Annotated in this window: 16 protein-coding genes; 13 read left to right on the forward strand and 3 right to left on the reverse strand. The window is 43.7% G+C overall.

Annotated features, from left to right (window positions below; translation table 11 throughout):
• Positions 1 to 166: 166 nt before the first annotated feature.
• The 4 genes from BA1DRAFT_RS18600 to BA1DRAFT_RS18615 all read left to right on the forward strand — a co-directional run bounded on the left by BA1DRAFT_RS18600 (position 167) and on the right by BA1DRAFT_RS18615 (position 4,163).
• Positions 167 to 772: a DUF1062 domain-containing protein gene (locus BA1DRAFT_RS18600; RefSeq protein ID WP_036782200.1), complete on the forward strand. Its 606-nt coding sequence runs from the start codon at positions 167 to 169 to the stop codon at positions 770 to 772.
• Positions 773 to 819: 47 nt separating this feature from the next.
• A complete protein-coding gene (locus tag BA1DRAFT_RS18605; protein WP_036782225.1) occupies positions 820 to 2,334 on the forward strand; it encodes an MFS transporter in 1,515 nt (504 codons plus the stop codon).
• Positions 2,335 to 2,763: 429 nt separating this feature from the next.
• Positions 2,764 to 3,243: an Hcp family type VI secretion system effector gene (locus BA1DRAFT_RS18610; protein WP_036782202.1), complete on the forward strand. Its 480-nt coding sequence runs from the start codon at positions 2,764 to 2,766 to the stop codon at positions 3,241 to 3,243.
• A gap of 14 nt (positions 3,244 to 3,257) precedes the next feature.
• Entirely contained in the window at positions 3,258 to 4,163 is a 906-nt protein-coding gene (locus BA1DRAFT_RS18615) for a DUF4225 domain-containing protein (protein WP_160170018.1), read from the forward strand.
• Here the strand turns inward: BA1DRAFT_RS18615 and BA1DRAFT_RS18620 are convergent.
• The 3 genes from BA1DRAFT_RS18620 to BA1DRAFT_RS24720 all read right to left on the reverse strand — a co-directional run bounded on the left by BA1DRAFT_RS18620 (position 4,138) and on the right by BA1DRAFT_RS24720 (position 5,448).
• A complete protein-coding gene (locus BA1DRAFT_RS18620; protein ID WP_036782206.1) occupies positions 4,138 to 4,740 on the reverse strand; it encodes a hypothetical protein in 603 nt (200 codons plus the stop codon). The genes BA1DRAFT_RS18615 and BA1DRAFT_RS18620 overlap by 26 nt on opposite strands.
• A gap of 60 nt (positions 4,741 to 4,800) precedes the next feature.
• Positions 4,801 to 5,160: a type VI secretion system tube protein Hcp gene (locus tag BA1DRAFT_RS18625; RefSeq protein ID WP_036782208.1), complete on the reverse strand. Its 360-nt coding sequence runs from the start codon at positions 5,158 to 5,160 to the stop codon at positions 4,801 to 4,803.
• Between the two features lie 117 nt (positions 5,161 to 5,277).
• Positions 5,278 to 5,448, reverse strand: a complete 171-nt coding sequence (locus tag BA1DRAFT_RS24720; RefSeq protein WP_420865158.1) for a Tn3 family transposase — start codon at positions 5,446 to 5,448, stop codon at positions 5,278 to 5,280.
• Positions 5,449 to 6,066: 618 nt separating this feature from the next.
• Between BA1DRAFT_RS24720 and BA1DRAFT_RS18630 the strand changes: the two genes are divergently transcribed.
• The 9 genes from BA1DRAFT_RS18630 (at position 6,067) to BA1DRAFT_RS18670 (ending at position 22,619) form a co-directional block, all read left to right on the forward strand.
• Entirely contained in the window at positions 6,067 to 7,380 is a 1,314-nt protein-coding gene (locus tag BA1DRAFT_RS18630; RefSeq protein WP_036782210.1) for a condensation domain-containing protein, read from the forward strand.
• Between the two features lie 141 nt (positions 7,381 to 7,521).
• Positions 7,522 to 9,120, forward strand: coding sequence for a beta-ketoacyl reductase (locus BA1DRAFT_RS18635; protein ID WP_036782212.1), 1,599 nt, complete (start codon positions 7,522 to 7,524; stop codon positions 9,118 to 9,120).
• Between the two features lie 109 nt (positions 9,121 to 9,229).
• Positions 9,230 to 12,556 (forward strand): non-ribosomal peptide synthetase, encoded by a 3,327-nt coding sequence (locus BA1DRAFT_RS18640; protein ID WP_036782214.1) that lies wholly within the window; start codon positions 9,230 to 9,232, stop codon positions 12,554 to 12,556.
• Positions 12,549 to 16,643, forward strand: a complete 4,095-nt coding sequence (locus BA1DRAFT_RS18645) for an SDR family NAD(P)-dependent oxidoreductase (protein ID WP_036782216.1) — start codon at positions 12,549 to 12,551, stop codon at positions 16,641 to 16,643. The genes BA1DRAFT_RS18640 and BA1DRAFT_RS18645 overlap by 8 nt, the downstream gene beginning before the upstream one ends.
• Positions 16,644 to 16,751: 108 nt before the next feature.
• Positions 16,752 to 18,449 (forward strand): beta-ketoacyl synthase N-terminal-like domain-containing protein, encoded by a 1,698-nt coding sequence (locus BA1DRAFT_RS18650; RefSeq protein WP_235201162.1) that lies wholly within the window; start codon positions 16,752 to 16,754, stop codon positions 18,447 to 18,449.
• Positions 18,450 to 18,499: 50 nt separating this feature from the next.
• The gene (locus BA1DRAFT_RS18655) at positions 18,500 to 20,269 is read left to right on the forward strand and encodes an aminotransferase class III-fold pyridoxal phosphate-dependent enzyme (protein ID WP_036782217.1); all 1,770 of its coding nucleotides are present in this window, start codon (positions 18,500 to 18,502) and stop codon (positions 20,267 to 20,269) included.
• Positions 20,270 to 20,398: 129 nt separating this feature from the next.
• Positions 20,399 to 20,887 carry a hypothetical protein gene (locus tag BA1DRAFT_RS18660; protein WP_036782220.1) on the forward strand — a complete coding sequence of 163 codons (489 nt, stop codon included), beginning with the start codon at positions 20,399 to 20,401 and terminating at the stop codon, positions 20,885 to 20,887.
• A gap of 95 nt (positions 20,888 to 20,982) precedes the next feature.
• The gene (locus tag BA1DRAFT_RS18665) at positions 20,983 to 21,852 is read left to right on the forward strand and encodes a beta/alpha barrel domain-containing protein (protein WP_036782221.1); all 870 of its coding nucleotides are present in this window, start codon (positions 20,983 to 20,985) and stop codon (positions 21,850 to 21,852) included.
• A 17-nt stretch (positions 21,853 to 21,869) separates the two neighbouring features.
• Complete coding sequence (locus BA1DRAFT_RS18670; protein ID WP_036782223.1) at positions 21,870 to 22,619, forward strand: creatininase family protein; 750 nt, start codon at positions 21,870 to 21,872, stop codon at positions 22,617 to 22,619.
• Positions 22,620 to 24,418: the final 1,799 nt, after the last annotated feature.

The raw sequence follows: 24,418 nt of genomic DNA on the forward strand, positions 1-24,418 counted from the left end.
TCTTCTGTCTTCTGTCTTCTGTCTTCTGTTTCTCTGCCCCCTAAGCAACGAATTGATAAAGGGTTTCAAGATCTGATGTTATAGAATATCATCAAATTCAGATCTGAAATTGACCAATTTAGCCGTAACGAGTAACTAACTTAACCAATTTAAACGTGGATCTATCATGACAAATAGAAGTGTTATCTGGTTAGTACGGCCTGTAGGCTATCAGGCCATTTTGAAACGTTGCCCTGGCTGTGAAGTAAAAAAGGAGTTTTATCCAGCCGGCACTTTTAGGGTTAATGCGCAAAAAAAAGTTTTAGATGTTTGGAGTATCTATAAATGTGAAAAGTGTGATTACACTTGGAATATTGATATTTTTTCCAGGATTCATGTCAACAAATTGGAAAGCAATTTGTATGAACGGTTTTTGCATAATGATCAAGATGAAATACGGCGGTATGCGTTTGATTATCGCGTATTGGCAAAAAATAGAGCTGAACTCGGCGCTGCGCCTGACTTTATCATCGAAGGTAAAGAGCTTCAGGACATTGCTCAAATTCCAGCGGCAGAGATCACAATCCAGCTTGAATATCCCATTCCTATCAGATTGATCTCAATCTTGACTAAAAAGCTTGCATTGTCACGTAGTCGAGTGGCTAAACTCGTTGATCAAGGCACTATTCAGGGGGTAACAGAAACGGAATTAAACAAGAAGTTGAAACGTGATATCACTCTTAGCATCAACGTTAACGATTTATTGCAAGAGTATGATAACCATTGCGTATAAATGACACCGGATTTCCTGGAGATGACATATAAGAATGGATGAATGAAATGAATACGATAAAGAAATGGTGGGTGCTCACTGCTGTTTCAGTCGCGTTATCGCTGGTTGCTATCGATATGACAGTGTTATATACCGCGTTACCGAGTCTGACCCACAGCTTGGGGGCGAATACAACGGAAAAGTTATGGATAGTGAATATCTATCCTCTTATCGTCTCTGGGTTGTTGCTAGGTGCGGGTACCTTGGGAGATCGCATCGGGCATAAACGGTTGTTTGTTTACGGTCTCATCGTTTTTGGCTTCTCATCCCTGGCGGCGGCCTACTCTTATTCGCCGGAGATGTTGGTTGTTGCTCGGGCGTTATTAGGGGTTGGGGCGGCAATCATGATGCCTGCCACACTGTCGATTATCGCTTTGACATTCGAAGATGAAGATGAGAAATCATTTGCTATTGGGATCTGGACGGCGGTTGCCTCTGGCGGCGCGGCGATAGGTCCCCTGATTGGCGGCTTATTGCTTGAATATTTTTGGTGGGGATCAGTGTTTCTGATCAACGTTCCTTTGGTGATTTTGACACTCATTCTGTCGTGGTTGTTTGTCCCAACGGCGAAAACAGATTCGTCTCATCCGTGGGATCTTATTGGCTCATTGCAGATCATGGTTGTCTTGATAAGCTTCGCCTATGCCATCAAGGAATTTGCCAAACGGCAGCCCTCCTATATCGGGATATTGATAACTGCCACCCTGACGATAGGTTTTCTGACGTTGTTCATTCGACGGCAAAAACGCAGTGTGCATCCGTTGATTGATTTTGACCTGTTCAAAAGCCCGGCTTTCTCATCCGCGGTTATTGCCGGGCTGGTGGCTTCCGCCTGTTTGATGGGACTTAATCTGGTGTTAAGCCAGCGTTTGCAACTGGTATTGTCATTAACGCCTTTGCAATCCGGGCTCTATTTTCTGCCATTCTCATTGGGCGCGATTGTTGCAAGTCCGGTGAGTGGTTGGGTTCTTCCTCGTTTGGGCAGTGCTCGATTCCTCATAACCTCGTTATTGATGTATTCCATTGCCATACTGGCGCTCATGGCGAGTTTTTCAGCGCCTCTGCCTGTGCAGGTAGCTTGCTTTTTTGCGCTCGGGATGTGTCTTGGAGCAACAATGACCGCTGCATCCAGTACTATTATGCAGGCTGCACCGCCAAATCGGGCGGGCATGGCGGCGTCCGTTGAAGAGGTTTCCTATGAATTGGGCGGTGGATTGGGCATTGCGATCATGGGGAGCATTATGTCATTCATCTATAGCTACTTCATTGACATTCCGGTGGATTCCCCAATCTACGATGTGGCTAAAGATGGTATTGATGGCGCGTTGATTGCGGCAAAAGATATGGCGCCGGATGCGGGGCAGGCTTTGGTTAGCCTTGCTAAGTCAGCGTTCGACGATGCTGTTTTTTCTGTGATGGGCGCTGCGTCGCTGTTTCTCCTGATAATGGCGGCGTTGGTGTGGTTCAATTTTCGCCGCTCCTCACTGAGTGATGCATCTCATGCCGTGATTCATCGTCAGTGAAATAAATGAGCTGGATTGATTGCACCCGTCGTTTCGTAATCGGAAGTTAATAGTTGAATAAGGGAACCGCATTTTTGCGGGTTCCCTTCCTCATTTAGTTTCATGGGTACGCTTGGGTTTCGCCTTGATATTCAACCCAGTGACCCTTTTTACCCGTGCCCGGATAAAACCCTAAATTGAGATGTTAAAGACGCACTCGAAAGTCGTAAAACCGTTCTAAACTTTCAGGATGTGTTTGATCTTAAAATCACTCACGGGTGTTTTTAACGTACCTAACGGGTATTTTTAGTGTCTAAAATCGTCCGTTTAACATAATGGGTCATGGATATCTGAATTTATAGATAAGATAATTTTTTTATTTTTAATGTTTTATTTGAGTTATTTTTGTAATATTATGATTCTTTTAAGGAAATTATATGGGGTATAGTGATGGCGAATATTATTTATCTTAAGTTACAAGGAAAGAAGCAGGGCTTAATCTCTGGCGGATGTTCTACTGTAGAGTCTATAGGTAATAAATATCAAAAAGGTCATGAAGATGAAATATTAGTTAATGAATTATCTTCTAATTTATCAATGCATCAAAATGTGAATTTTCAACCTATAGATATACGTAAACCTATCGATAAATCTTCTCCTTTATTATCACAAGCGTTAACATCAAATGAAATATTAACATGTGAATTTTTCTTTTATCGAACTTCTATGAGTGGTGGGCTTGAATTATATTATAAAGTTAAATTAACCGAGGCATCTTTGGTTAATATAAATTTCTTTTGTCCAAACTCTATAACACATAATGACGCACAACCAGAAGAATCTCTATCCATTAAATTTAAATCTATTACGTGGGAACATGTGACTGCCGGGACTAGCTCCTATAGTATATGGGAAGATAGGGTGTACTAATGATAATGCCGTCAATGAAACAGTTTGATTATTATGGTGATGAATTAATTAAAATATCCAGATATTCAGCAGCTTATTTGTTGGAATATGTTGATCTTAAAAATAACTATTTACGTGAAATTAGTCAGGTGGTTAGATTGATAAGGAGTGATTTTCAAATTGCCTTATATAATTATAATCAAGGGCGCCAGGAATACTGGGCTGATATAAAAAGATGCATAGCCGAAATAAAAATGGAATTGGATGCGGAAAGATATGGTTATGAACAAGGAAGAAAAAAAGATAGGAAAACATATTTAAAGACTCAAGAATATTCAGGAAAAGGATTTCTATTTTATGGTAAAAATGGGTTAAAAGTTATTGGCGGTTTTGTACAGTTCGGAGCTGGAATTATAGCTTTTGGCACGAGGGGGGGATGGGTAAGAGGCATGGAGTCTAAAGGCATGGGAGTTCTAGCGGTAGCTACAGGGTTTGGCGACGCAGTGGAAGGGGCAAGCAATATCATGTATGAATGGACAGATGGCTATATAAATCCAGGTAATCCAATTAAATTCTTGACAGAAAAGGGGTTTTCTTCTTTTGGTGCTGATGAGGGTTCTGGGGAATTAGCGTATGATACTGTAAACTTTGGCGTTGGTATTTATTTTGGGTTTGCAGCGTTTACTAAATTTAATCCTTCTAAAAGAATTATAAACTTACCTGTGGAAACAAAAAGTGGCCTTGAAAAAGTACCACTTTTACATAGATTGTTCACGGAAAAAGGGGGGGTTAGGTTATTTAAATATATGGAAACTGATTATAACAGAAAAATGTTTACCAGTGATAAAGCGATGCTTACTTATAAAGCTGGGAATGCGGCAATTAAAGCATATTTGCTGTTAGATAAATATCTTTTTAATGAGAAAGATGAAAATAACTGAAAAGGTAAATTATTTTTGCCTTTAAGTATAGAAGGAAACTAAATTTTTTATCTAATGATATTACTATGGACAGAAGTATTATAGAAGAAAAATATATGAATGCATAAATGCAAAGCATCGCAACTGGATTATTATTGGTTTCGTATATGCTTACGAAATAAAGTAATATGGTTATGGAGTTGAGTGTGATTATTGTGGGTAGATCCCAACGAAACAAATCACTAAGCCACTCATCATATTTATCTGTTGATTTGATTTGTTGCTCATATGCCTCGTTGGAAAGTTTTATTTCCTGCTCATATGAATCGTTTAAATATTGAACTTCCTGCTCATATGCCTCGTTTAACGATTTAATTTTTTCCTCGTGATGTTCATCGTTTAACGATGTGATTTTTTTTTCTTGTTTATCTCTTAAAGATTTAATTTTTTTCTCATATTTATTTCTTAAAGATTTATTTCCTTTTTCAGCCTCATCCCTTATGTATTTCATTTCTCTTTCATAGGCATCTCTTAAGGATTTATTTTCCTTTTGTGATAATTTATTTAATAGGTAAATGTTGTTATTTTTCATTTTCATAATCTTCTCTCTTTTTTATGGGCGATGGTATTTCCTGTCGCCCATCACCCATGTTAGTTATCAGGCTATTTTTATTTGTATTTTTTCATAAGGAGAACTGTCGTCTGAAAACTTAGTATCTATTCTCTCTATAAACGCATTTTTAAATTTAAATTCATGTGCTATTTTTCCATTAATATACTGGGATATTGTTAATTCTAAACTTTCATTTTTATCGATAGCATTAAGTAATAAGGGGGATGACCCATCCAAGCTTTTCTCTAAGATTATTTTTTCTATAGCCTTTGAATCATTAATTCCTTTTGACAACTCTAGGCTTTTAACCTGTATTTTATCCTTTTGGATATCATCATTTGAACAGTTTTTAGACAATAATCCTTGAGCTACTCCTGTAATTTCCATGTAAGTGGTATACTGCATAGCATTTCCTCCTTTGTTACTTATTCCTAAGTAAGCCTTTATTTGAAAATAGTCAATAAAAACTGATGCATCGTTAGATATATCATGTATGACATAAATATTAATGTCTAGATTTATTTAAATAATGCTGACCTGGTTACTTTGGAGCTGATGATAGGCTTCCGTGCGGTTTCGGGCACTTCGGATCGCTTTTCTGAGTGCCATATCGTCAATCAGATTGAGGACATGAGTGCTCTTGACGATGGAGTCCCGCTTTATCACAGATCTCCTTGGCCTGCTGTTTACCATCCGAAGTGAGTTTGTAAGCTAGGCGGGCTGGCAGCAAATAACACTAGAGGTGATAGCTTCCACAAGTCAGACCAGAGCGCCTAAAAGAACAAGAGGGCATGACCCGGTTTATGGCCTGGCTGGACTTTCTGTGTGAACAACTTGAACCGGGCACAACCGTCTGGCACTTAATACGAGAAACGGAAAATATAGCGGAGTAAATCTAATATCTCCATGCCGAAAGTATCACGTTGATTTTATATAACTATGGCATTCATAAAAGCCGGAAAGTGAGGATATGGTTAAAGCAAAACGTTAACCAGATTACTTATTTAATAGTAATAATGGATTAATTATTTTGGTCCAGCTCAAATATCTGGATTGATTCGTGGAGGTTTCCTTTTTTATTGCTACTTTTAAAATCATCACTGTATTTTTAGTACCTTAATAAATGACGCAAATTATCATTCCATGCGGGGTAGCCGGGCTATCAATTCCCGTTTTTTTACTCTGCATGTTCGCTTTCTCTGGTAGTCAAAAGTAAACGCTGTGTTATTCGACTAGTTTATATGCAGATAGAGTATGGAATCTGCACATTTCGTTTCTGCCCGTCGGGCTTGCAATGGAAAGGTGAATATTATGCGTGTTCAATTAGGGCAATTATATGATTTGCGATATTCGCTGAGAGTTGATCAATTATGTGTCGGTGAAGTATTAATGCCCTTGGAGCGATTGGAACCGGCACACCTCAAGGTAGCGATTGAATATTTATTGAATAAGTATTCTGTTCTGAGAGCACGGTTTATCGGTAACGGGATGGATATGAAGATGGATTTCGTGTCGCCTGACAGTGAATTATTGCATCAAGCTTTTGAAGTCAGAGAGCAAACCGATAGTCCATGTGATCGCCGACGTTTAATATCAAACTACATTGCTGAGGTTAGGGCCGCTATGAATTTGGCAAATCCGCCGTTATTGCGTTACTGCCTGTTTGATGGCAATTGCGCCCGTGATCAAAGATTAGTATTGATATTTAATCATCTGGTTTGTGACGGTATTTCCAGCAGGATCTTATGGCGAGATCTTTCCAAGGCGTACAGAATGTCAGCGAGTGGTCAGCCCCTTGCCCTTGAGAATGCCACAAATTATGAGCAATTTTGTGCTGAGTTGTATGATCGACATCGGCAAATCGTAAAAGCTGTTATCCCTGATGATGAACAACAAATTGAACAACCTACCCTGAATATTCTCGGTGGGCGAAGTGTTGAATCACTACCTATTAGCAGATTGTCTGAGGCCGTCACAGAAGTCAGGCAGCTTGATGGCGAAGCTTTAAATAGGATACGCCTTTTGGCTAAGCGACATCGTGTCAGTGTTGCGGATTTGTTGTTAGGTAGTTGGTTGAAGGCGCTGGCGGCTGTTTTTGGGAAGGGCAGCCTGAATATGCTGTTGTGGGTCAGTCCCCATTTTGTGGGATATTGGGAAACCTCGGTGGCTCATCTGGTCGGGTCAGTATCATTTCCAATCACAGTTAAGTTTAATATTGATCCAGAGCCATCATTGGATAGCACTCTCCAGCACGCGGTACAAGAATCTAATAACGCGATGGAAAAAGCGGCGGATTATGCTGCGACTTACTTTGTGCCTAATTCCGTCTTTGGATGGCCTGAACTGCCTGCAATTTCTTTCAATTTCGTTGGTGATCAACGACGGTCTCCTAATGTTATTGGCTATGAACTGTCGCCTGAAAAAATACGTATTGGGAAACCCGATGAAGATGCGCAAGAGATACCATTGAGCATGGATATAGAGATCTATGCCGATATGATGGAAGTCACTATTTCTTCCAGGCCAGATTGCCATCTACAGATTTTACCGCCTCGTTTAATGGATCTTTGGTTAGAAATGATTGGAGAACTTGGAATTGAACAGCCGTTTTTCTCTGGTTATTAATAGCATATCTCACCGTTTTTTCGCCTTTTATGGGCGTAAAATTTGACGCATAGGGGACGAAAGCCTGATGCGTTTTGATAATGTGCAGCTTAAACGGGCTACACGTGTGATGTTTTGTTTCGTGGTTTGGAGAAGAGTGGCATGCAACTATTCAATCTGGATTGGGTGAAACGTAATATCGTATTGCCCGAAGTTCCGTTATTAACTCAATGTACTGTCATTAGCAGAAACACCGCTTTTACTCACCGGGTGAAGGAATTGATTGAGGCGAAAGGCGTAGATGTCGTTGATATTGATCTTGGCGCGGATCCCGCCTCCCAAATTGACTCAATAGGGGACACGGACACCCTGATCTATTTAGCTAGCCACGAAGAATTCTTGAACGCTGCGGATATTGTGGCTAATGAATTACGTGAGTTCGAAAGTTTACGCCTTATTGCTAATAAAGTTGCTGAGCGCCATCACGATGCAAAACCGCGGCTTTGGGTCCTTACCCAAGGTGTGCAGAGGTCTGGCGAGCAATTTAATACAGTAGGTTTGTCTGGTAGTAGTTTATGGGGATTAGGCCGGGTCATTGCGAAAGAGTATCCCTTTGTTGACGTTGGCTTGATTGATTTGCCGGTTAAACAGGTTGGGAACGAAGAGATAACATCGGTTCTTGCCATCATGGCAAATCAGCATCAACAGAGGGAGTTTCTCGTTCGTGATCAATATACCTGGCAGCGTCAGGTTGGATCATTAGCGGTTAGCCAAGAAAAGACGGAGATAAAACAGAATGCGAACTATCTTATCACCGGCGGGTTTGGCGATACCGGGCGTATGCTGGCCGAGAATCTGTTTGCCGCCGGGGCGAGGCACGTCACGTTGATGGGGCATTCCGCTCCGTCGGCTAATTTAATTACTGAGTCTGAACAGCGAAAAGCGCAGGGTTGCCATCTCCGTTTGTTCCAAGGTGATGTAGCCGATATTGAGGACGTCAAAGCGGTGCTGAGACGTATTGATAGAACGGGTCCCCCTTTACGAGGGATCTACCATTTGGCAAGCGTTGTTAAAGACGCCCCGCTTACCACATTAAGCAGCCGTTCGGTTGAAAAAGTTTTCCGCCAGAAAATAGCGGGAATCTGGAACCTACATCTGGCAACTCAAGAGTTAAGTCTGGATGGATTCATTACATTTTCTCCACTGTCAGAGATGATTGGCGTTGCAGGTCAGGGGGCAGATGCTGCCGCGAACGCATTCGTGGATGCTTTGATGAGATATCGGGCCTCGACTGGGTTATCAGGAACGGCGATCTCATGGGAGCTTGAGGGTGATATTAACAATGTCATGGATACCGTCATCAGAACGGATATTGCTCCTTATGCCGGGCTGATTGCTGGAAGCTTAAGTCAGGTTGCTCTGGAGCGGCTTATTTACCAGCAAGAGCCGGTGAATGATATAGAGCCCGCTGCTTTTGGTGCTACGCAAAGTGATGATGCTATGGTCACGCCTGAGAAACCCTCCTATGAAGAGCAACGTCAGGCAATGACTGAAATCATAATAGAAGAGCTGAAAAAATTGGCGGCAGGAGGAAACGTGACTGCCGACACGAAGTTGAGTGAGATTGATATGGACTCCATGTCAGCCGTGACGATTGCTCAGCGGCTGCGTGGGATCATTGGGAAATTAGCCCCCATATCGGTCTTTTTTGACGACTGTAGCATTTCTGAGCTGGTTGAAAAGTTGAAACGCTATTTCTGACGAGCCGTTGATTGATGGAGTAACACCACGCACAAACTTTGCCCTCTCCGTAACGAGGCTCTTCGCTAGAGGGGGATACTGTTTAAGTATTTATGGAGCTTGACACGTTATGTATAAAGATTACCCACAGACTGGTGATGAAGAATTGCTATCCATGCAGCAAAAAGCGTTATGGTTCATTGACAATTATACTCCTGGCGATTTCAAATATAATATTTCCATGGCATTCCGTGTTCACGGATCGTTTCAAATCGATGCTTTTCGCTATGCGGTCAACCGGCTCGTTTCCAAGAATGCTATCCTGAGAAGTACTTTCGTTAATGTGAATGGCGAGCCAAGGTTGGTCATTAACGAACATTTGCCGCCGGTATTAGAGGTTTTCGATGCAACGACCTTGAGCCAGGAGGCGCTTGAAGATGCAGTTCAGAACTTTCATTCCATCCCTTTTCAATTAGAAAAAGCGTCGTGTTTGCGTTTTGGTATCTACGTCGTCAGTGCGGAAGAATACGTTTTACATATGTGTGTTCACCATATTGTGTCGGATTTTACTTCTATGGGGGTGATGTGGGATCAGCTAGAACACTATTATCTGGCTGAACTTGGCGAAGATGACGATTCCTGGTTACCGCCCGCTGAAGATTTCAAAGATTATGTAGTCAAAGAACAAGAGTATTACCAAAGTGAAGCGGCGGAGGAATCGAAAGCTTATTGGAGTGAATGTTTAAAGCAGCCGCCAGCCGTGTTGCAGTGGGATAGTTTTTGGCGCAAAGGCCCTAATGACAAGTCATCCATTCTGTTTAGCATTGGTGAAGAGACAACTCAAAGAATCAAACAGCTTGCATCAAAAATAGGAGGATCAGTCTTTACTGTCATGTTGGCCGCATGGAGTGCTTACATTGCCAGAGAGACAAAAGCTGCTGATATTGTTATGGGGGTGCCGGTATCGATGCGGCATTCGGTTCATCAGCACATTGTCGGCTGTTTGTTTAATACATTGCCCATACGTTTATCCGTCGAGCAGACATTTCGTCACTTCCTATTGGCGGCGAAGGAGCGATTGTTATCCGCCCTTGATAATCGAAATTTTTGTCTCAGCCAAATAGTCGAACACTTGGCTGTGGAACGATATGATGATCGTAACCCACTGTTTCAGGTTGCGGTGAATATGTTAGGGCAGGTGGGGCAATCGCGTTGGATGATGCTGGAGATGGCTGACGATTCTGTTCAGGCATCATGGGCGGGACAGACTATTTCCCCATTCAGGGTTTGTCAGCAGGAAGGCTTGCTTGATATTGAACTGTTGTTTTTAGATGCCGGTTCCCACTTAAGATGTGAGTTTAAAGCGGATAAACATTTTTTCTCACATTTGGGCCTGCGGATATTTGCAGAGCGCTTCGAGCAAGCGCTTGAGATGCTGATAGCAGATCCTGATGAAGAGATGAATACTTTGTTGGCGCCAAAATCAGAGGATTACAATCTGCCATCTGGTCCGATTAATGCTGGTGTTCTTCCAGAAGTGTCAAATCAAACCCTCGTTTCGCTTTTTGATCAACGGGTGACGCAACAAGCGGCGTCGGTAGCGATTCGTTATGGCGCCGATACATTAACTTATTCGGATTTGCAGCGTTGGTCGCTGGAGGTCGCGGTTCAGCTTATACAAAATGGGGTTGTGCCCGGCGATCGCGTCGGGATTGCATTGTTGCCGTCACTGGAAGCGGTGGTGGCGATGCTTGCTATTATGCGTACGGGCGCGGGATACGTACCGTTAGATCCCAGATTGCCACAGAACCGTCTGGCGCAGATTGTCGAACAATCAGCGATGAAGCTTATCGTTGTTAACGCTGATGTTGACCCAGATAACGGGTGTGCAGCTAAGTTGATGGCTATTGCGGCGATTGCATCCTTCTTGGCGACAGGGCCTGTTGATCGTTCGACATTTGATCATGCCACGTTTGATCATTGCACGCCTTCTTCAATCGCATACAGTGTCTTCACTTCTGGCTCCACTGGAATCCCCAAAGGCATTGATGTTGAACACAACAGTGTTGTTTCCTGTTTTAACGCAATGGACGAATATTTAGCCCCCACGCCAGGCGAAGTGTGGACGTGGTTCCATGCAGCCAGCTTTGACTTATCGGTGTGGGAAATTTGGGGCGCTCTGTGTTCCGGTGGGGTTTTAGTCATTGTGCCCGATGATATACGCAACCAACCTGACAAGTTGCTGGATCTGATCGCGGCAGAGCAGGTAACGATTATCACCCAAACGCCATCCAGTTTGAAAAGCCTGTTATCTGAGTTTCAGGCTCGGCCAAGGGCTTATGCGATAAAGCATTGGGTAATTTGTGGTGAAGCGCTACTCAGTGCCACGATTCGGCCCTATTTGGATGAACGGTGGACATTGTGGAATATGTATGGCCCGGCGGAGGCAACAATTTACACCACCGTGGAGAAAGTGACGGCAGAGCTGACTGGCTACAATGTGATCCCCATTGGCAAGCCGTTAAACTTCGCAACGGTCTATCTTTTAACTCCTACGGGGCAAACACCCCCGATAGGTGAGGTTGGCGAAATTTACATTGGCGGTCGTGGCGTTGCCCGTGGTTATGTTGGTCTTGAACAGTTAACTGATCAACGTTTCATTGCCGATCCCTATATTCATCATGGACGTATCTATAAAACCGGTGATTTAGCCTATTGGGATGGGGAACGAATTCATTTTTGCGGTCGCGTGGATGACCAGGTAAAAGTTTCGGGTTATCGAATTGAGATTGCTGAGATTGAGGATTGTCTTAATCGCCATCACGCTATTGCGGACGCCGCCGTTATTATTGAATCTCACGAAGGGCTTGATCGTTTAGTCGCAATATTCGTCCCTGTCAGTCAGGATAACCTTCCCGAAGAGTCCGCTATTCGTGATCATCTTAAGGCTTATCTCCCCATCTACATGTTGCCTGGCAGGATTATGTTAGCGGATGAATTGCCGCGTAATGCTCACAACAAAATCGACAGAAAAGCATTAAATGGTTTGATTAAAGTGGGGCAATTGATCGATATCAGTTCGTTGAGACCGGCGCCTGTGTTACCTGCTGATTCGATTTTCGCTGAAATTTCGAGAATTTGGTGTGACGTGTTGGGAAGATCAGCCGTCGGGCTGGATGATGCATTTTTTAATATTGGCGGTACTTCATTAGCACTGACGAAAATCCATGCACAACTTGTTCAATTACCGGGGTGTGGCGCTTTGACTCTTGCAGATTTATTCCGTTTTCCAACTATTCGAAAGTTAGCTAATTATCTTTTAACTCCTCTGCAATCGATGGCACCGGTAGAAGTCGCGGATAAACCGACCCAAGCGCGACGTCAGAAAACGTTGAATGCAAGAAAAGCGTTGAAGGAGAGACAAACTCATTCGCTAAAAGGGGGACAAGATGTCTGAGAATGCGATTGCCATCATTGGCGTAACTTGTCGGTTACCTGTGGCGAATAGCTTGGATGCGCTATGGGAGAATCTTGTTGCAGGCCGAATACTTGCCAAAAGATATAGCCAGGAAGAGCTGATTCGCCTTGGGGTAGCACGGCATATATTCACGGCAAAAAATTATGTTCCTGTCGATTCGTGTTTACCGGATATTGATCTATTCGACCCGGATTTCTTTTCAATCAGCCAGAGAGAAGCTGAATTGCTCGATCCTCAACATCGAATGCTGCTTGAATGCGCATGGGAACTGGCCGAAGCGACGGGTTATGGTAATCCTTTCCGACGCCCGCGTATCGGGGTTTTTACCGGGAGTTCGATGAATACCTATTTGCCTAATGTCATTAAATCTGAGTGTGATCTGGTTTCAATAATGGGGACCGAGCTCATGCTGACTAATGATAAGGATTATCTCCCGGCCCGGATTTCATACAAACTCGGTTTTAACGGGCCGAGTGTGGCTGTTTTGACTGGCTGTTCGACGTCACTGACAGCGGTACATATGGCGATACAAAGTCTCTTGCTTGGTGAGTGCGAGATTGCTTTCGCCGGTGGTGTTTCTGTGAATGCCTATTCTCGACCGGGTTATTTTTACCAGAACGATATGATCTTCTCAGAGGATGGTTATTGTAGACCGTTCGATGAGAAAGCATCAGGGACTTTCTTTGGTGATGGGGCGGGGCTGGTGGCGCTACGGCCATTGGATGAAGCCATTAGCAATGGGGATACCATCCATGCGGTGATCCTCGGTTCAGCGGCGAATAATGATGGTTCAGCGCGGGCGGGCTTTGCGGCGCCGGGGGTGGATGGGCAACGAAAACTGATTTTGGATGCTCAGGCGCTCGCCGGTGTTGGGCCGGATGAGTTAGGTATGATCGAGGCGCATGGTACCGCAACGCCGCTTGGGGATTCGGTGGAATATGCCGCGCTTTGTCAAGCTTTCCGCCAGAATACGGATCGTGAGAGATTTTGTGCGTTGGGATCGATCAAGGCTAACGTAGGTCATTTAGCGGCGGCGGCGGGAGTTGCCGGATTAGCCAAAACGATAATGGCGCTCAAGACCGGCGCCATTGCCCCACATCCGACTTTCAACAGGGCTAGCTCTGCTATGAATCTTGAGCAAAGTCCCTTCATTATCAACACGATTCCCATCAACTGGCCGATAAAAGGACCACGACGGGCAGGGGTTAGCTCTTTTGGCGCCGGTGGCAGTAATGTTCACATGATTTTGGAACAAGCGCCGGTACGAAGGATAGGCCAAAATAGCGTTGGCTGGCGAGCCGTTCCGTTAGGGGGGCGTAGTGCCGATGCCTTGAACACATTGAGCGCCGATTTGGCAAAAACGCTGGAGGCTGAACCGGATACGCATATTGATGAAGTGGCTTTTACTTATGCGGAAGGGCGTGCCGCTCAGCCATACCGAGCCTGTTTGTATGCTAAAGATGTGAAAATGTTGATTGATGGTATTAAAAATGCCGATTTCACCGTTACAGCACAAATCTCTGAACCACAACGTTTGGTGGTTGCGCTTGGCCCGGCTATTCGATCCACTTTATCAACGCAGATACCTGGCTATTGGCAAGAAGTGGATAGGTTGCTGGCTGAATTGCCGACAGATGTTTCCTGTGACATCGGTAAAATCGATATCGCTGAAATGACAGTAAATGATGGCGAGAAGGGAAAAATTGCCAATCTTGTGGCGATAATCGCGGCGATCAATTGTTGGCGGAAGATGATTTCGACGCCAATATTCATCATATCCGATAGTCGTTACGACCTTGCGGTTGCTTGCTCGTTAGGCATGCTGACCCTGCCTGAAATCGTTGATAAATTGCTAGAAAATGCGGCATCACATTCCGCTGAGCGTGGTATCGCTTTGCCCGGAAGTTTTTGGTCTAAACATCACGGCATGATTGATGGCAATAATGTGAAGGCTATTTTAATTAATGGAGCCTCTTCGAGCTTACAGCAACAGAATGAAATCATATCAGCAAATGACGTGATATTAGCATTGGGCTATTCGCCTGATAGTTTCTCTGAAATCGTGGCAAAACCTGAAAATATTATTCGTTTGGATGCTGCCCATGAAGAGCACGACTCTCTTAAAGAGCACGATCTGGCTTTAGTCAAACTGGTCGGCAAGCTCTGGCAACGTGGTGTGGTGATAGATTGGTCGATATTGCGAGGCGGGGAGGTTGTTCAACGTATTCCACTACCGGTTCAACCTTTGCAACGTCGGCGCTGCTGGTACACAGATTCAACATTACCCGAGTACAAACCGGAGACTTATGGTCAACCTATAGCAAATTCTGAAACTTCCGACGAGTCAGTCGGCGTTTATGTTGAACGCTGGAAACGAACACAGCGCCTGTCGCCGGTATCATCATCGGCGACTAAGCATAACTGGCTGATTTTCTACGATAACAGCGATAAAGAAATTTGTCCGATTGCGGATGTACTGCGTGAACTGGGGCAAAATGTGTTTGAAGTGCATGAAGATCGTGCCACTTCTTGCGATGAAACAGCTTTCCATAAAACAGCGTTTAGCGTCAACGTTGATGATCCCATCAGTATTCAGTGTTTGATGCTAAGGTTGCAGGAACAACAAGCGCATACGCCCGATCATATCCTCTTCATTTTGGGTGATATTCCGTCAACGGATGACCTGCCGGTAGAGAAAGATCGATTCACCTTTACGCTATTTAATTGGGTGAAAGCGTTTTCTCAAGTGGGAAATAAAACCATGTCGTTAACATTGATTGGCCCCGGTTTTGTTGACGTAATGGGCAGCGAACCACGGAGTGTTGAGCGAGCTACGGCGCTGGCATCCATTCCGGCGATCAGCCAGGAATTGCCTGGCATGATAATGAAAGTTATCGACACACCCGCCAAAGAACTTAGCTCTCTTAATGATGCTCGATATATCGTGGCTGAGCTTTTCAATGCTCACGCTCAGAACGCAGTTGCCATGCGTCAGGGTTGGCGTTGGGAACGCTATTTTGATGCTGTAAACCCGGTAGTTAGCGAAAATCTGTCATCTGACATGATCTGTTTAGTGACCGGAGGATTAGGAACGGTTGGTTTTGGCATTGCGCAATATCTGGTCACCAAGTTTAACGCGAAACTTATCCTGCTCGGTCAGACACCCAGAGATCTCACTCAGTCTGATACGTTGCAGAGCCAACGGGTAGCGCAATTGCGCAATATGGGGGCGGATTTTGCCGTGATGACCGCCGATGTGACAGACAAAGCTGGTGTGCTGGCGGAACTTGCCCGAGTGGAATCCAGACTGGGGGCAGCGAATTGCTTTGTCCATGCCGCCGGGCCTTCTGGTCAGGCAACGATCCAGTGGCTACAAAATTCTGACCATCATGATTGGGAAAAGTTGATGCAGCCAAAGTTAAAAGGGGCGGCTGTTTTGCATGAAATATTTGCCGATCGTCCTCTGAAGTTTGGTTGTTTTGTCTCATCTCTGTCAGTGTTTGCGGGGGGATTGGGGCTTGCGCCTTATGCCGCGGCAAACGAAGCTTGTGCCGCGTTTGCTTCAACTCATCACTTGGATAAACCCTATTTCTCCATTGATTGGGATGGATGGGAAGGTTGGGATGAATCAAATAGCTTCAAATACAGCGCAAATCGTGCTCGCCCGTTACATCATGCCGATGTCGTTAATGCATTGGATATTATTTTCTCCGCCTGCCAGGCAGAGCCGCGTTTTGCCGTCTCCACCATACCTTTGAATGAGCGGTTGCATGATGTTGTGGAAAATTCATTGCCGGCGGATACGGCGCAGCCTGCAATGGCATCTCCCTCGGCATCAAATAAATCCATTATCGATGAGATGGCAGCCATTTGGCGTGATGTACTGCGCTGCCCTGTTGATCATGAATCGAACTTTTTCGATTTAGGGGGAGATTCACTGGTCGGGGCTGAGTTGGTGAGACTAGTTAAGGCTCATTTTAATGTTGCGGTATCTATGGTTGATCTTTTCGAATCGAGCACCGTGGCGTCTCTTTCGATGCAAGTCGAGAAAAAACGATGCAAATAAAAAAACGATGCAAATAGAAAAAAAGCGCAATCAAGGCAGGGCGCTTTAGCGCAAATCATGTTCTAGCGCAGATCAGCAAGACCAACATGTTCGGGAAAGGGAATTAGCATGAAATCAAAAACACAGATGCATTATTCAACAGATATTGCGATTACCAGCATAGCTGGACGTTTTCCTAATGCGGACTCGAGTCAAGATCTTTGGGATGCGATCTTAGGGAAACGAGAACTGATTTCGAGTTATACCAATGAAGAACTTCATCATCGTGGCGTTAATACTGATGAAACTGGATTGCATTACGTTCCGCGTGGTGGGTACCTCCAAGATCCAGAGGCATTTGATTACAGCTATTTTCAAATAATGCCGAGAGAAGTTTCTAAAATGGACCCTCAGCAACGGATTTGTCTGGAGGTTTGCCATGAGGCACTTGAACTTAGCGGTTATTCCAGCGGGACAGACGCAGGGATCTGTTCAGTGTTTGTCGGTTCTCGCCGGAGTACCTGGCAGGCCACACCGACGCTGAATCATTCTCCTGCTGACGCCATGCTGTTATTTGGCGGAGGTTCTGTCGATGCTTTGGCAACACGTGTGGCGTATAAGCTCAACTGCTTAGGGCCTGCTGTCAGTGTAGGCACTTTCTGTTCAGGTTCGCTGGTTGCTGTGCACATGGCTTGCAACAGCTTGTTGCTAGGTGAAAGTGACATGGCGCTGGCAGGGGGTGTTTGCGTCAGATATCCCGCTCATGTTGGCTATGTTTACCATGCGGGGGGAATATTGTCCCCAACGGGACGAGTTCGCGCATTCGACGAGAAAGCTGACGGTACGATTTTCTCTGATGCCGCCGCATTCGTGGTATTACGCCGTCTGGAGGATGCTCTGCTTAATGGCGAGCCGATTTTAGCGGTTATCAAGGGATCGGCCATCAACAACGATGGGGCGGTCAAGGCGGGTTATAGCGCTCCGGGTGTTTCAGGTCAGGAGCAGGTGATCCGTCGTGCGCTTGCCGCGGCTGATGTTCGAGCTGATCAAATTGGTTTGATTGAAGCGCATGGTACCGGCACACCTGTTGGTGATGGGATTGAATTACGGGCGCTAGGTCGGGTATTTGCTGATGTATCGGCCAGATCCTGTGCTTTAGGCTCGATTAAATCCAATCTTGGTCATGCTGATTGTGCATCGGGTATCGCCGGGCTGATAAAAGCCATCTATGCTGTCAATTTAGGCATTATTCCGCCGTCAATGAATTGTGAATCTCCTTGTGCTGAACTACGGGACCCTGAATCCCCGTTTTATGTACCTACTGAATCCAGAGCCTGGGATAACGATAAGGCGGAGAGAATTGCTGGTGTTAGCTCATTTGGGATCGGCGGCACAAATGTTCATGTTGTCGTTGCCGAACCACCGGCGACAAAGCCTGACACACCTTCCTCGGCGGCGGCACATCTGATCCCGCTGAGTGCACGTACCGAGGCTGCGTTAGCGCAAAAAATTTTGGATTTAGTGAAATATTTTGAACAGTATCCAGCCGTGAATATTGCTGATGTGGCATTTACCTTGCAGCGTGGCCGACGACATTTACCCATACGCAAGGCGATTGTCGCACGTGATATTCATGAACTGATATCGGGCCTGTTAGATAAATCCTTGGTGGTAGCCCCTCAATTGAGTGAACTGCAAGAGATGTATATTTCGCCTGCCTCTGTCTGGCAGGCCGGGGAAAGTATCAATTGGGATATTTTTTACCAGACCGAACATCGTAAACGGCTCCCGCTTCCAACTTATCCATTTGAAAGAACGGCAATCTGAGCTGTAAAACGGGTAGAGATCGTCTTCATTTTGAGGAAAGTGAGGTTGATATGAGTAATATTGAAATTATTCAGAGAGAAATAGTCTCTATTTTTGCAGAAACATTTGGTTTACCGAAAGAAGAGATAAAACTGGAAATACCGTTAGTTGAATTGGGGGCAGAGTCACTCCTGTTATTTGAAGCATTGGAACCAATTCATAAACGATTTGGTATAAAACTTTCAGTACGACAATTTTTCGCAGAATTACAAACGGTTCGTCAACTTAGTGAATATATTTTGCTGGCGGATAAAAATAATGTTGTGGCGGATAAAAACAGGGTTGCGGAAGATAACCATGCGGTAATTCAGCCTCAATCTGTCTTGGCTGATCAAGAAAAAAGAGTTGCTCAATCCGATACGCCAAATATTCCACCGGCTAACAAAGAACGCTTTTTTCAATGGATGTCGAGAAGTGCGCTACCGATTGAATCTGAGGAGAGAAAAAAATATCTGGCTTCATTTATATCTAAATATAACGAGCGAACGATTAAATCAAAAACGCATTCGGTAGCGGTACGTAAAAATATTGCGGACAGCCGTTCTGGGATTGGCTTTAAACCCTCCATAAAAGAGCTGCTTTACCCGATTGTCTGCACCAAGTTTGCCGGTCCTATCGTCCAGGATATTGATGGCAATGATTACATCGATATGACGATGGGGTTTGGTGCGCATCTATTTGGTCATAGCCCACCCTTTGTAGTTAAAGCGCTTACTCAGCAAATAGACAACGGTTTTGGTTTGGGAACCCGGCATGAGATAGGCTTGGAAGTGGCTGAACTGATCAAAGAGATTACCGGCATGGATCGCGTCGCTTTTGTCAATAGTGGAACGGAAGCGGTAATGAATGCGGTTCGGGCAGCTCGGGCGCTTACTCGTCGTAATCATATTGTCCTTTTTTCTAGCAGTTACCACGGGCATTGGGATGCGGTACTGGCGAGAGCCAGTGAATATGATGAAGTAAATACGACAAAACCTGTTTCAGTAGGCATACCTGAAAATATGGTTGCGGATGTTTCGGTGTTTGAGTTTGGTTCTAATGAAGCCATTGAATTTCTCAAAACGAATAGCACCGATATCGCCGCGGTGCTGGTAGAGCCGGTGCCGACTCGTGACCCAGGATTGAGCAATCCAGATTACTTGCGGCGTTTGCGTCTGGCGACCAGAGAGTTAGATATTCTGCTGATATTTGACGAAATTGTGACAGGTTTCAGAACCCATCCAGCGGGTATCCAGGGATTATTCGGCATTGAGGCGGATATTGTGACCTATGGCAAAACGATAGGTGGTGGAATGCCATTGGGCGTCATTACCGGTAGGAAGAATATGCTTGATTCGATTGACGGCGGAAACTGGAATTTCAACGATGACAGCTTCCCCGCAGCGGAGCCGACATTCTTTGGCGGGACCTATTTTCAACATCCGCTTTGCATGGCTGCCGCGAAAGCCACTTTGCTGGAGATCAAAAGGAGAGGGGAATCTTTTACCAAAGCATTGACTCGACGTACTGAATGGTTTGTTTCACGTTTGAACCAACTGTTCTTAAGTCGTCGGGTTCCCATCGAAGCAAGATCGTTTTCCTCATTTTTTAGATTAATTCATCGCGACAACATGGATTTGCTTTACTACAACCTGTTGATGAGAGGGGTTTATATCTGGGAATGGCGTTGCTGGTTTATCTCCGATGCACATGATGACACTCATCTGGAAAAAGTTTATTTGGCATTTGTGGATAGCTTGGATGAACTTGAGGAAAACAACCTGCTTCCTCGATATAGCTAGATCAAACTAGATTATTGTGAGCGATAACTTATTGAACTATTAAGCATCCTATCCTCTGGCTGTGCTGATTTCGGTGCTTTGAAACGACGGCTCATAGTCTGTTGGGTAAATAAAATTAAGGAGAGCGTTATGCCTTTGGCAAACAAAAGCGTTTTCATTGGTGGGCCGATTCAATCCGCAATTTACGATGGTGGTTTTCATGAAGAGTTAAGAATGACCATCCAATTGGCGGTTAAGACGGTAGAGACACTGAATGGCAAGGTATTTTCGGCACATTTAACTGAGAAATTTGGCATTGATACTCCCAATTATACGCCGGAGATGGTATCGAAACGGGATTTCCAATGGATGCAACAGTGTGATTTTTTCATGCCCATTCTTCCAGTTCATCAGGATGATGAATTATTGCGCACTGACGGTACGCATATTGAACTTGGTTGGGCTTCCGCCCTGAAACGGCCCGTCTTGTTGATCACTAAACTACCGATAGTGCGTGGTGGTAGTCATCTATTAAAAGGATTGGAGCATATTTGCAATTTGTCGAAATTAGACATTCACGATTTTCGTCATAATCCGCGGCAAATTGGCGAGATTTTCAGGAATTTTGCAGTTGAGTAGCTATTGAGCGCCTTTTGAGGATATACCGCCTTTCAATTGAATTGAGAGGCGGATTAATAACAAGTTTGCTTGAATGGGTAATTTGTGGAGTTACGATGGAAAATCAAGTTATTGAACCGATTTATGATGTTTTAGGAATGAAGATAAAAAACCCAATTATTGTTGGGTCGGGACTGCTTTCTGATCAAGCTAAAAATATTCGCCAGTTCATCGCTCACGGCGCGGGGGCGGTCGTGACAAAAACGATTTACCCGCGCTCAGAAAAATTGCATACGGAAAAGACCTACTTGTTCAGTACAGGGATGTTGAACAATACGACATATTCGAAGAAAACCGTTGAATATTGGTTAACGCTGCTGCGTGAATTTAAGGAAGAACAACTTCCGGTAATAGTTTCTATCCATGCTGAATCACCTGCGGCGTTAGCTTCATTGGCTGTTCGTATCTCGGAAGTGACCGATGCCCCTTTAGAATTAGGCATTTCATGCTTGCATGCGGACGACTTCACGGAAGACACACCGGAACGTGTATTCAACTACACCAAAGCGGTGAAGGAGCGAACGGATACCCCTTTTGCGGTCAAACTCTCGCTTGGCGATAATTTGTATGGGCGAGTTCAAGCTGCGGTGGAAGGAGGAGCTGATGCGATAACCTTGAGCGATACCATTTCGGGAATTGCATTCGACACCGCGAATGGCGAAGCGCTGCTTAATGGGGTTTGCGGATACTCTGGGCCGGGGATCAAACCAATGGTGCTTGCCGCTATTTATAACCTGCGTAAGAGAGGGGTGACGATTCCGATACTTGGGTCGGGAGGCGTACAGGATGGTAATGATGTTCATGAATACCTAATGGCAGGGGCGAATACGGTACAGGTTTATACCGCGCTTCATCGGCATATGTATAAAACATTGCAGCGCATTGTTCATGAATATACGCAAGCCATAACGTCAGAAAAAGTATGAGAAAAAGGGATAACGCCATGAATAATAATAAAATTAGAGAATTTGCGGAACTGACCAGTGAGCAGGTTTTAACCGCGGTCGAAGGTAAAACGTTGATATGGCCGATTGGCGGGATTGAGCAGCATGGTCCTCATCTGCCATTGAATGTGGATTCAGTGATCCCAGAAGCTTTTGCTCGCGTGTTGGCGGAAGATATTAATGGCTTCACCTTGCCGGTACAGCCAGTGTCTGCCAGATCATTGCCACAGAGTGGTGGAGGACTTGAATTTCCTGGCACGATTTATCTGGATGGATCAACATTTACCGCTTATATCAACCGAACAATTAAAAGCTTGTGTTCATTACCCTTTAAACAACTGGTGATCATTAATGGTCATTTTGAAAATGAAGGTTTTATTTTCGAAGCAGTAGACGCATTACGGGCGGAAGGGCATTTTAACGATCGTTCCGTTATCGTATTTAGCTGGTGGAGTTTGGTCTCTGATGATTGGACACGTGAACATTTAGTTGATTTTCCCGGTTGGCACGCTGAACATGCAGGGTTAACAGAAACGAGTTTAATGTTGCATTTACGTCCTGATTTAGTGAGAGCGGAGCGACCTGACCACGATAAACCGCCACGTGCCGGGATCTATCAAGTACCGATTAAAAAAGAGTTTTCAACGAGAGGCGTTCTTTCTAAAACATCCGGCTCAAGTGCGGAGATAGGCGAACTCATTTTCGAGCATGTCAGGCAGCAAATACTGGAACTGGTTACTGCGGATTAATCAGTCGTAATATCGCTGCGTCTTTTCTATTTTGCCCTGGCTACTGGGGAAAAGTTTATTGCTTTTATATTATCAGATGCGCCTTAAAACCTTGTCTTTCAGGGGAAGGTTTAAGGCGTAGTTTTCTGTCTATCAGTATGGTTTTAACATCGGGAAAAAAGTGGCAAGCGTATTATGAAAAAACAGGTAAAAACTTTTATCATCAAAGATAAAAAGAAGTGGTTAATGTTCTTTTTCAGCGGATAAAAAATTCGATGCTATGTTGGCATTGGAAGAGAAAACATCATGAAAAACAGGTTTTAAGTTTATTTTACATGGTCTTAAGAAGTTTACTGAAAATCAGAGATAATCGTTAAAGAAAGCGGATAAGATTTTAGATTAACCAGATTAACAGCATTAAAAATGATTAAAGAAATATGCTTTGATTTTAATGCCATTAACACACCATTTACTCTCTCTGTTTTTTAAGGATAGAAAAAGGAACATAGAATTATTAAAGTAAAAATGAGAGAACCAAGTATCAGTTTAATGAAAATGGTATCGTTAAATACGAGGTGAAAAATAGAATTATTTACAGGCTCTAGGTTCGGTTTATCATCTTTTTAACATGGCTCAGCTTATCTTTTTACTTGCATTTTCACTTCCAGACAATTGAAACTGCTTTTTACCGATAATTAGTTAGCTAAGGATTGAAAAAAATAGGTGCTTCATTAATGCCAGGTTTTAAAAAAATACAGAGTGGCTAAAAACAGCCGCTTCTCTGTCATATTTAATACATTTATCGGCGATACTATCCTCCGATTATTTTACGTTTGCCTAATCTGATGCAACTATTCAAAAGTGATAATGCGGATTGATTAAAGCTATAAAAATGACGTAATGAAAAATAGGTAAACGGTTAATTTAGTAGAATTAAAAGTCTGAAAAAAACATAAAGGGATATCCTTATATCATCAGGCCATTTACTGGCTGATTTATCAAAAAATAAAGGGTGGGGCTTATTAAAACTACTCAAGATTGTCGGTAAAACAGAGTCAGTATTAATGCACGTTGGGAAATAATGGATAAAAAAGAATGGGTAATAAACCAGATAAGTGATTATTATGATCAGTAAAGATAGAAAGCGGGCATGATTAAACTTAACATAAATCAGACGTCGAAAGTGGTAAAAATACCATTTAAAATTTTATGCCGCTTAAAATCCAATGTTAAAACAATGTGTTCTAATAACAGTTTAAACCCTGCCAATCATAAAGCCATCAGTGAAAAAACTTGACTCTATTAATGCTTATGTAATCAGGGGGAATAAATAAGAATATGAATAAATTAATCAGATAATCTGTTTTCTTAAAGGAGCTGGATTTAATAACGTTTTCAATTGGAAAATAAACTTGTTTATAAAATAATTAAATAATTTATTATGGTAAATAGGTATAACCCCCCCCAAGAAAATGATTTAAGGGAATACGAGTATGTTTACTTCAGGATTAACGATGTTGCACTTATTATGTGAATCTACCAATAACTTTCATTGAGTAGTTGTTGTAAATATAATGTTTCCTCGTTTTTTCTTTGCTGGTATTTGATTCTTTAGGCTCTTCTATTAATGCATTCGGTAAAGACTTGCCTGAGAAAATCTGGGAAAATGTTTTTTGTAACTTGGTTGCGAGTTTTCCAGAGATATTATAGCTTTTACAATAAGTGGCGATGACTAATAGATAAATAGAGAAACAGATTGTGGCAAAGAAAGAAAAACGGCCTCACCATGATGTATTATTCAAATATTTTTTAACGCAGCC

This window comes from Photorhabdus aegyptia (assembly GCF_000612035.1).
In the GTDB taxonomy this organism is placed as follows: domain Bacteria; phylum Pseudomonadota; class Gammaproteobacteria; order Enterobacterales; family Enterobacteriaceae; genus Photorhabdus; species Photorhabdus akhurstii.

Excerpts from the sequence above, each read along its gene's own strand:
- BA1DRAFT_RS18600 (WP_036782200.1), top strand. The coding sequence starts at position 167 with ATGACAAATAGAAGTGTTATCTGGTTAGTACGGCCTGTAGGCTATCAG.
- BA1DRAFT_RS18605 (WP_036782225.1), top strand. The coding sequence starts at position 820 with ATGAATACGATAAAGAAATGGTGGGTGCTCACTGCTGTTTCAGTCGCG.
- BA1DRAFT_RS18610 (WP_036782202.1), top strand. The coding sequence starts at position 2,764 with ATGGCGAATATTATTTATCTTAAGTTACAAGGAAAGAAGCAGGGCTTA.
- BA1DRAFT_RS18615 (WP_160170018.1), top strand. The coding sequence starts at position 3,258 with ATGAAACAGTTTGATTATTATGGTGATGAATTAATTAAAATATCCAGA.
- BA1DRAFT_RS18620 (WP_036782206.1), bottom strand. The coding sequence starts at position 4,740 with ATGAAAATGAAAAATAACAACATTTACCTATTAAATAAATTATCACAA.
- BA1DRAFT_RS18625 (WP_036782208.1), bottom strand. The coding sequence starts at position 5,160 with ATGCAGTATACCACTTACATGGAAATTACAGGAGTAGCTCAAGGATTA.
- BA1DRAFT_RS24720 (WP_420865158.1), bottom strand. The coding sequence starts at position 5,448 with ATGGTAAACAGCAGGCCAAGGAGATCTGTGATAAAGCGGGACTCCATC.
- BA1DRAFT_RS18630 (WP_036782210.1), top strand. The coding sequence starts at position 6,067 with ATGCGTGTTCAATTAGGGCAATTATATGATTTGCGATATTCGCTGAGA.
- BA1DRAFT_RS18635 (WP_036782212.1), top strand. The coding sequence starts at position 7,522 with ATGCAACTATTCAATCTGGATTGGGTGAAACGTAATATCGTATTGCCC.
- BA1DRAFT_RS18640 (WP_036782214.1), top strand. The coding sequence starts at position 9,230 with ATGTATAAAGATTACCCACAGACTGGTGATGAAGAATTGCTATCCATG.
- BA1DRAFT_RS18645 (WP_036782216.1), top strand. The coding sequence starts at position 12,549 with ATGTCTGAGAATGCGATTGCCATCATTGGCGTAACTTGTCGGTTACCT.
- BA1DRAFT_RS18650 (WP_235201162.1), top strand. The coding sequence starts at position 16,752 with ATGAAATCAAAAACACAGATGCATTATTCAACAGATATTGCGATTACC.
- BA1DRAFT_RS18655 (WP_036782217.1), top strand. The coding sequence starts at position 18,500 with ATGAGTAATATTGAAATTATTCAGAGAGAAATAGTCTCTATTTTTGCA.
- BA1DRAFT_RS18660 (WP_036782220.1), top strand. The coding sequence starts at position 20,399 with ATGCCTTTGGCAAACAAAAGCGTTTTCATTGGTGGGCCGATTCAATCC.
- BA1DRAFT_RS18665 (WP_036782221.1), top strand. The coding sequence starts at position 20,983 with ATGGAAAATCAAGTTATTGAACCGATTTATGATGTTTTAGGAATGAAG.
- BA1DRAFT_RS18670 (WP_036782223.1), top strand. The coding sequence starts at position 21,870 with ATGAATAATAATAAAATTAGAGAATTTGCGGAACTGACCAGTGAGCAG.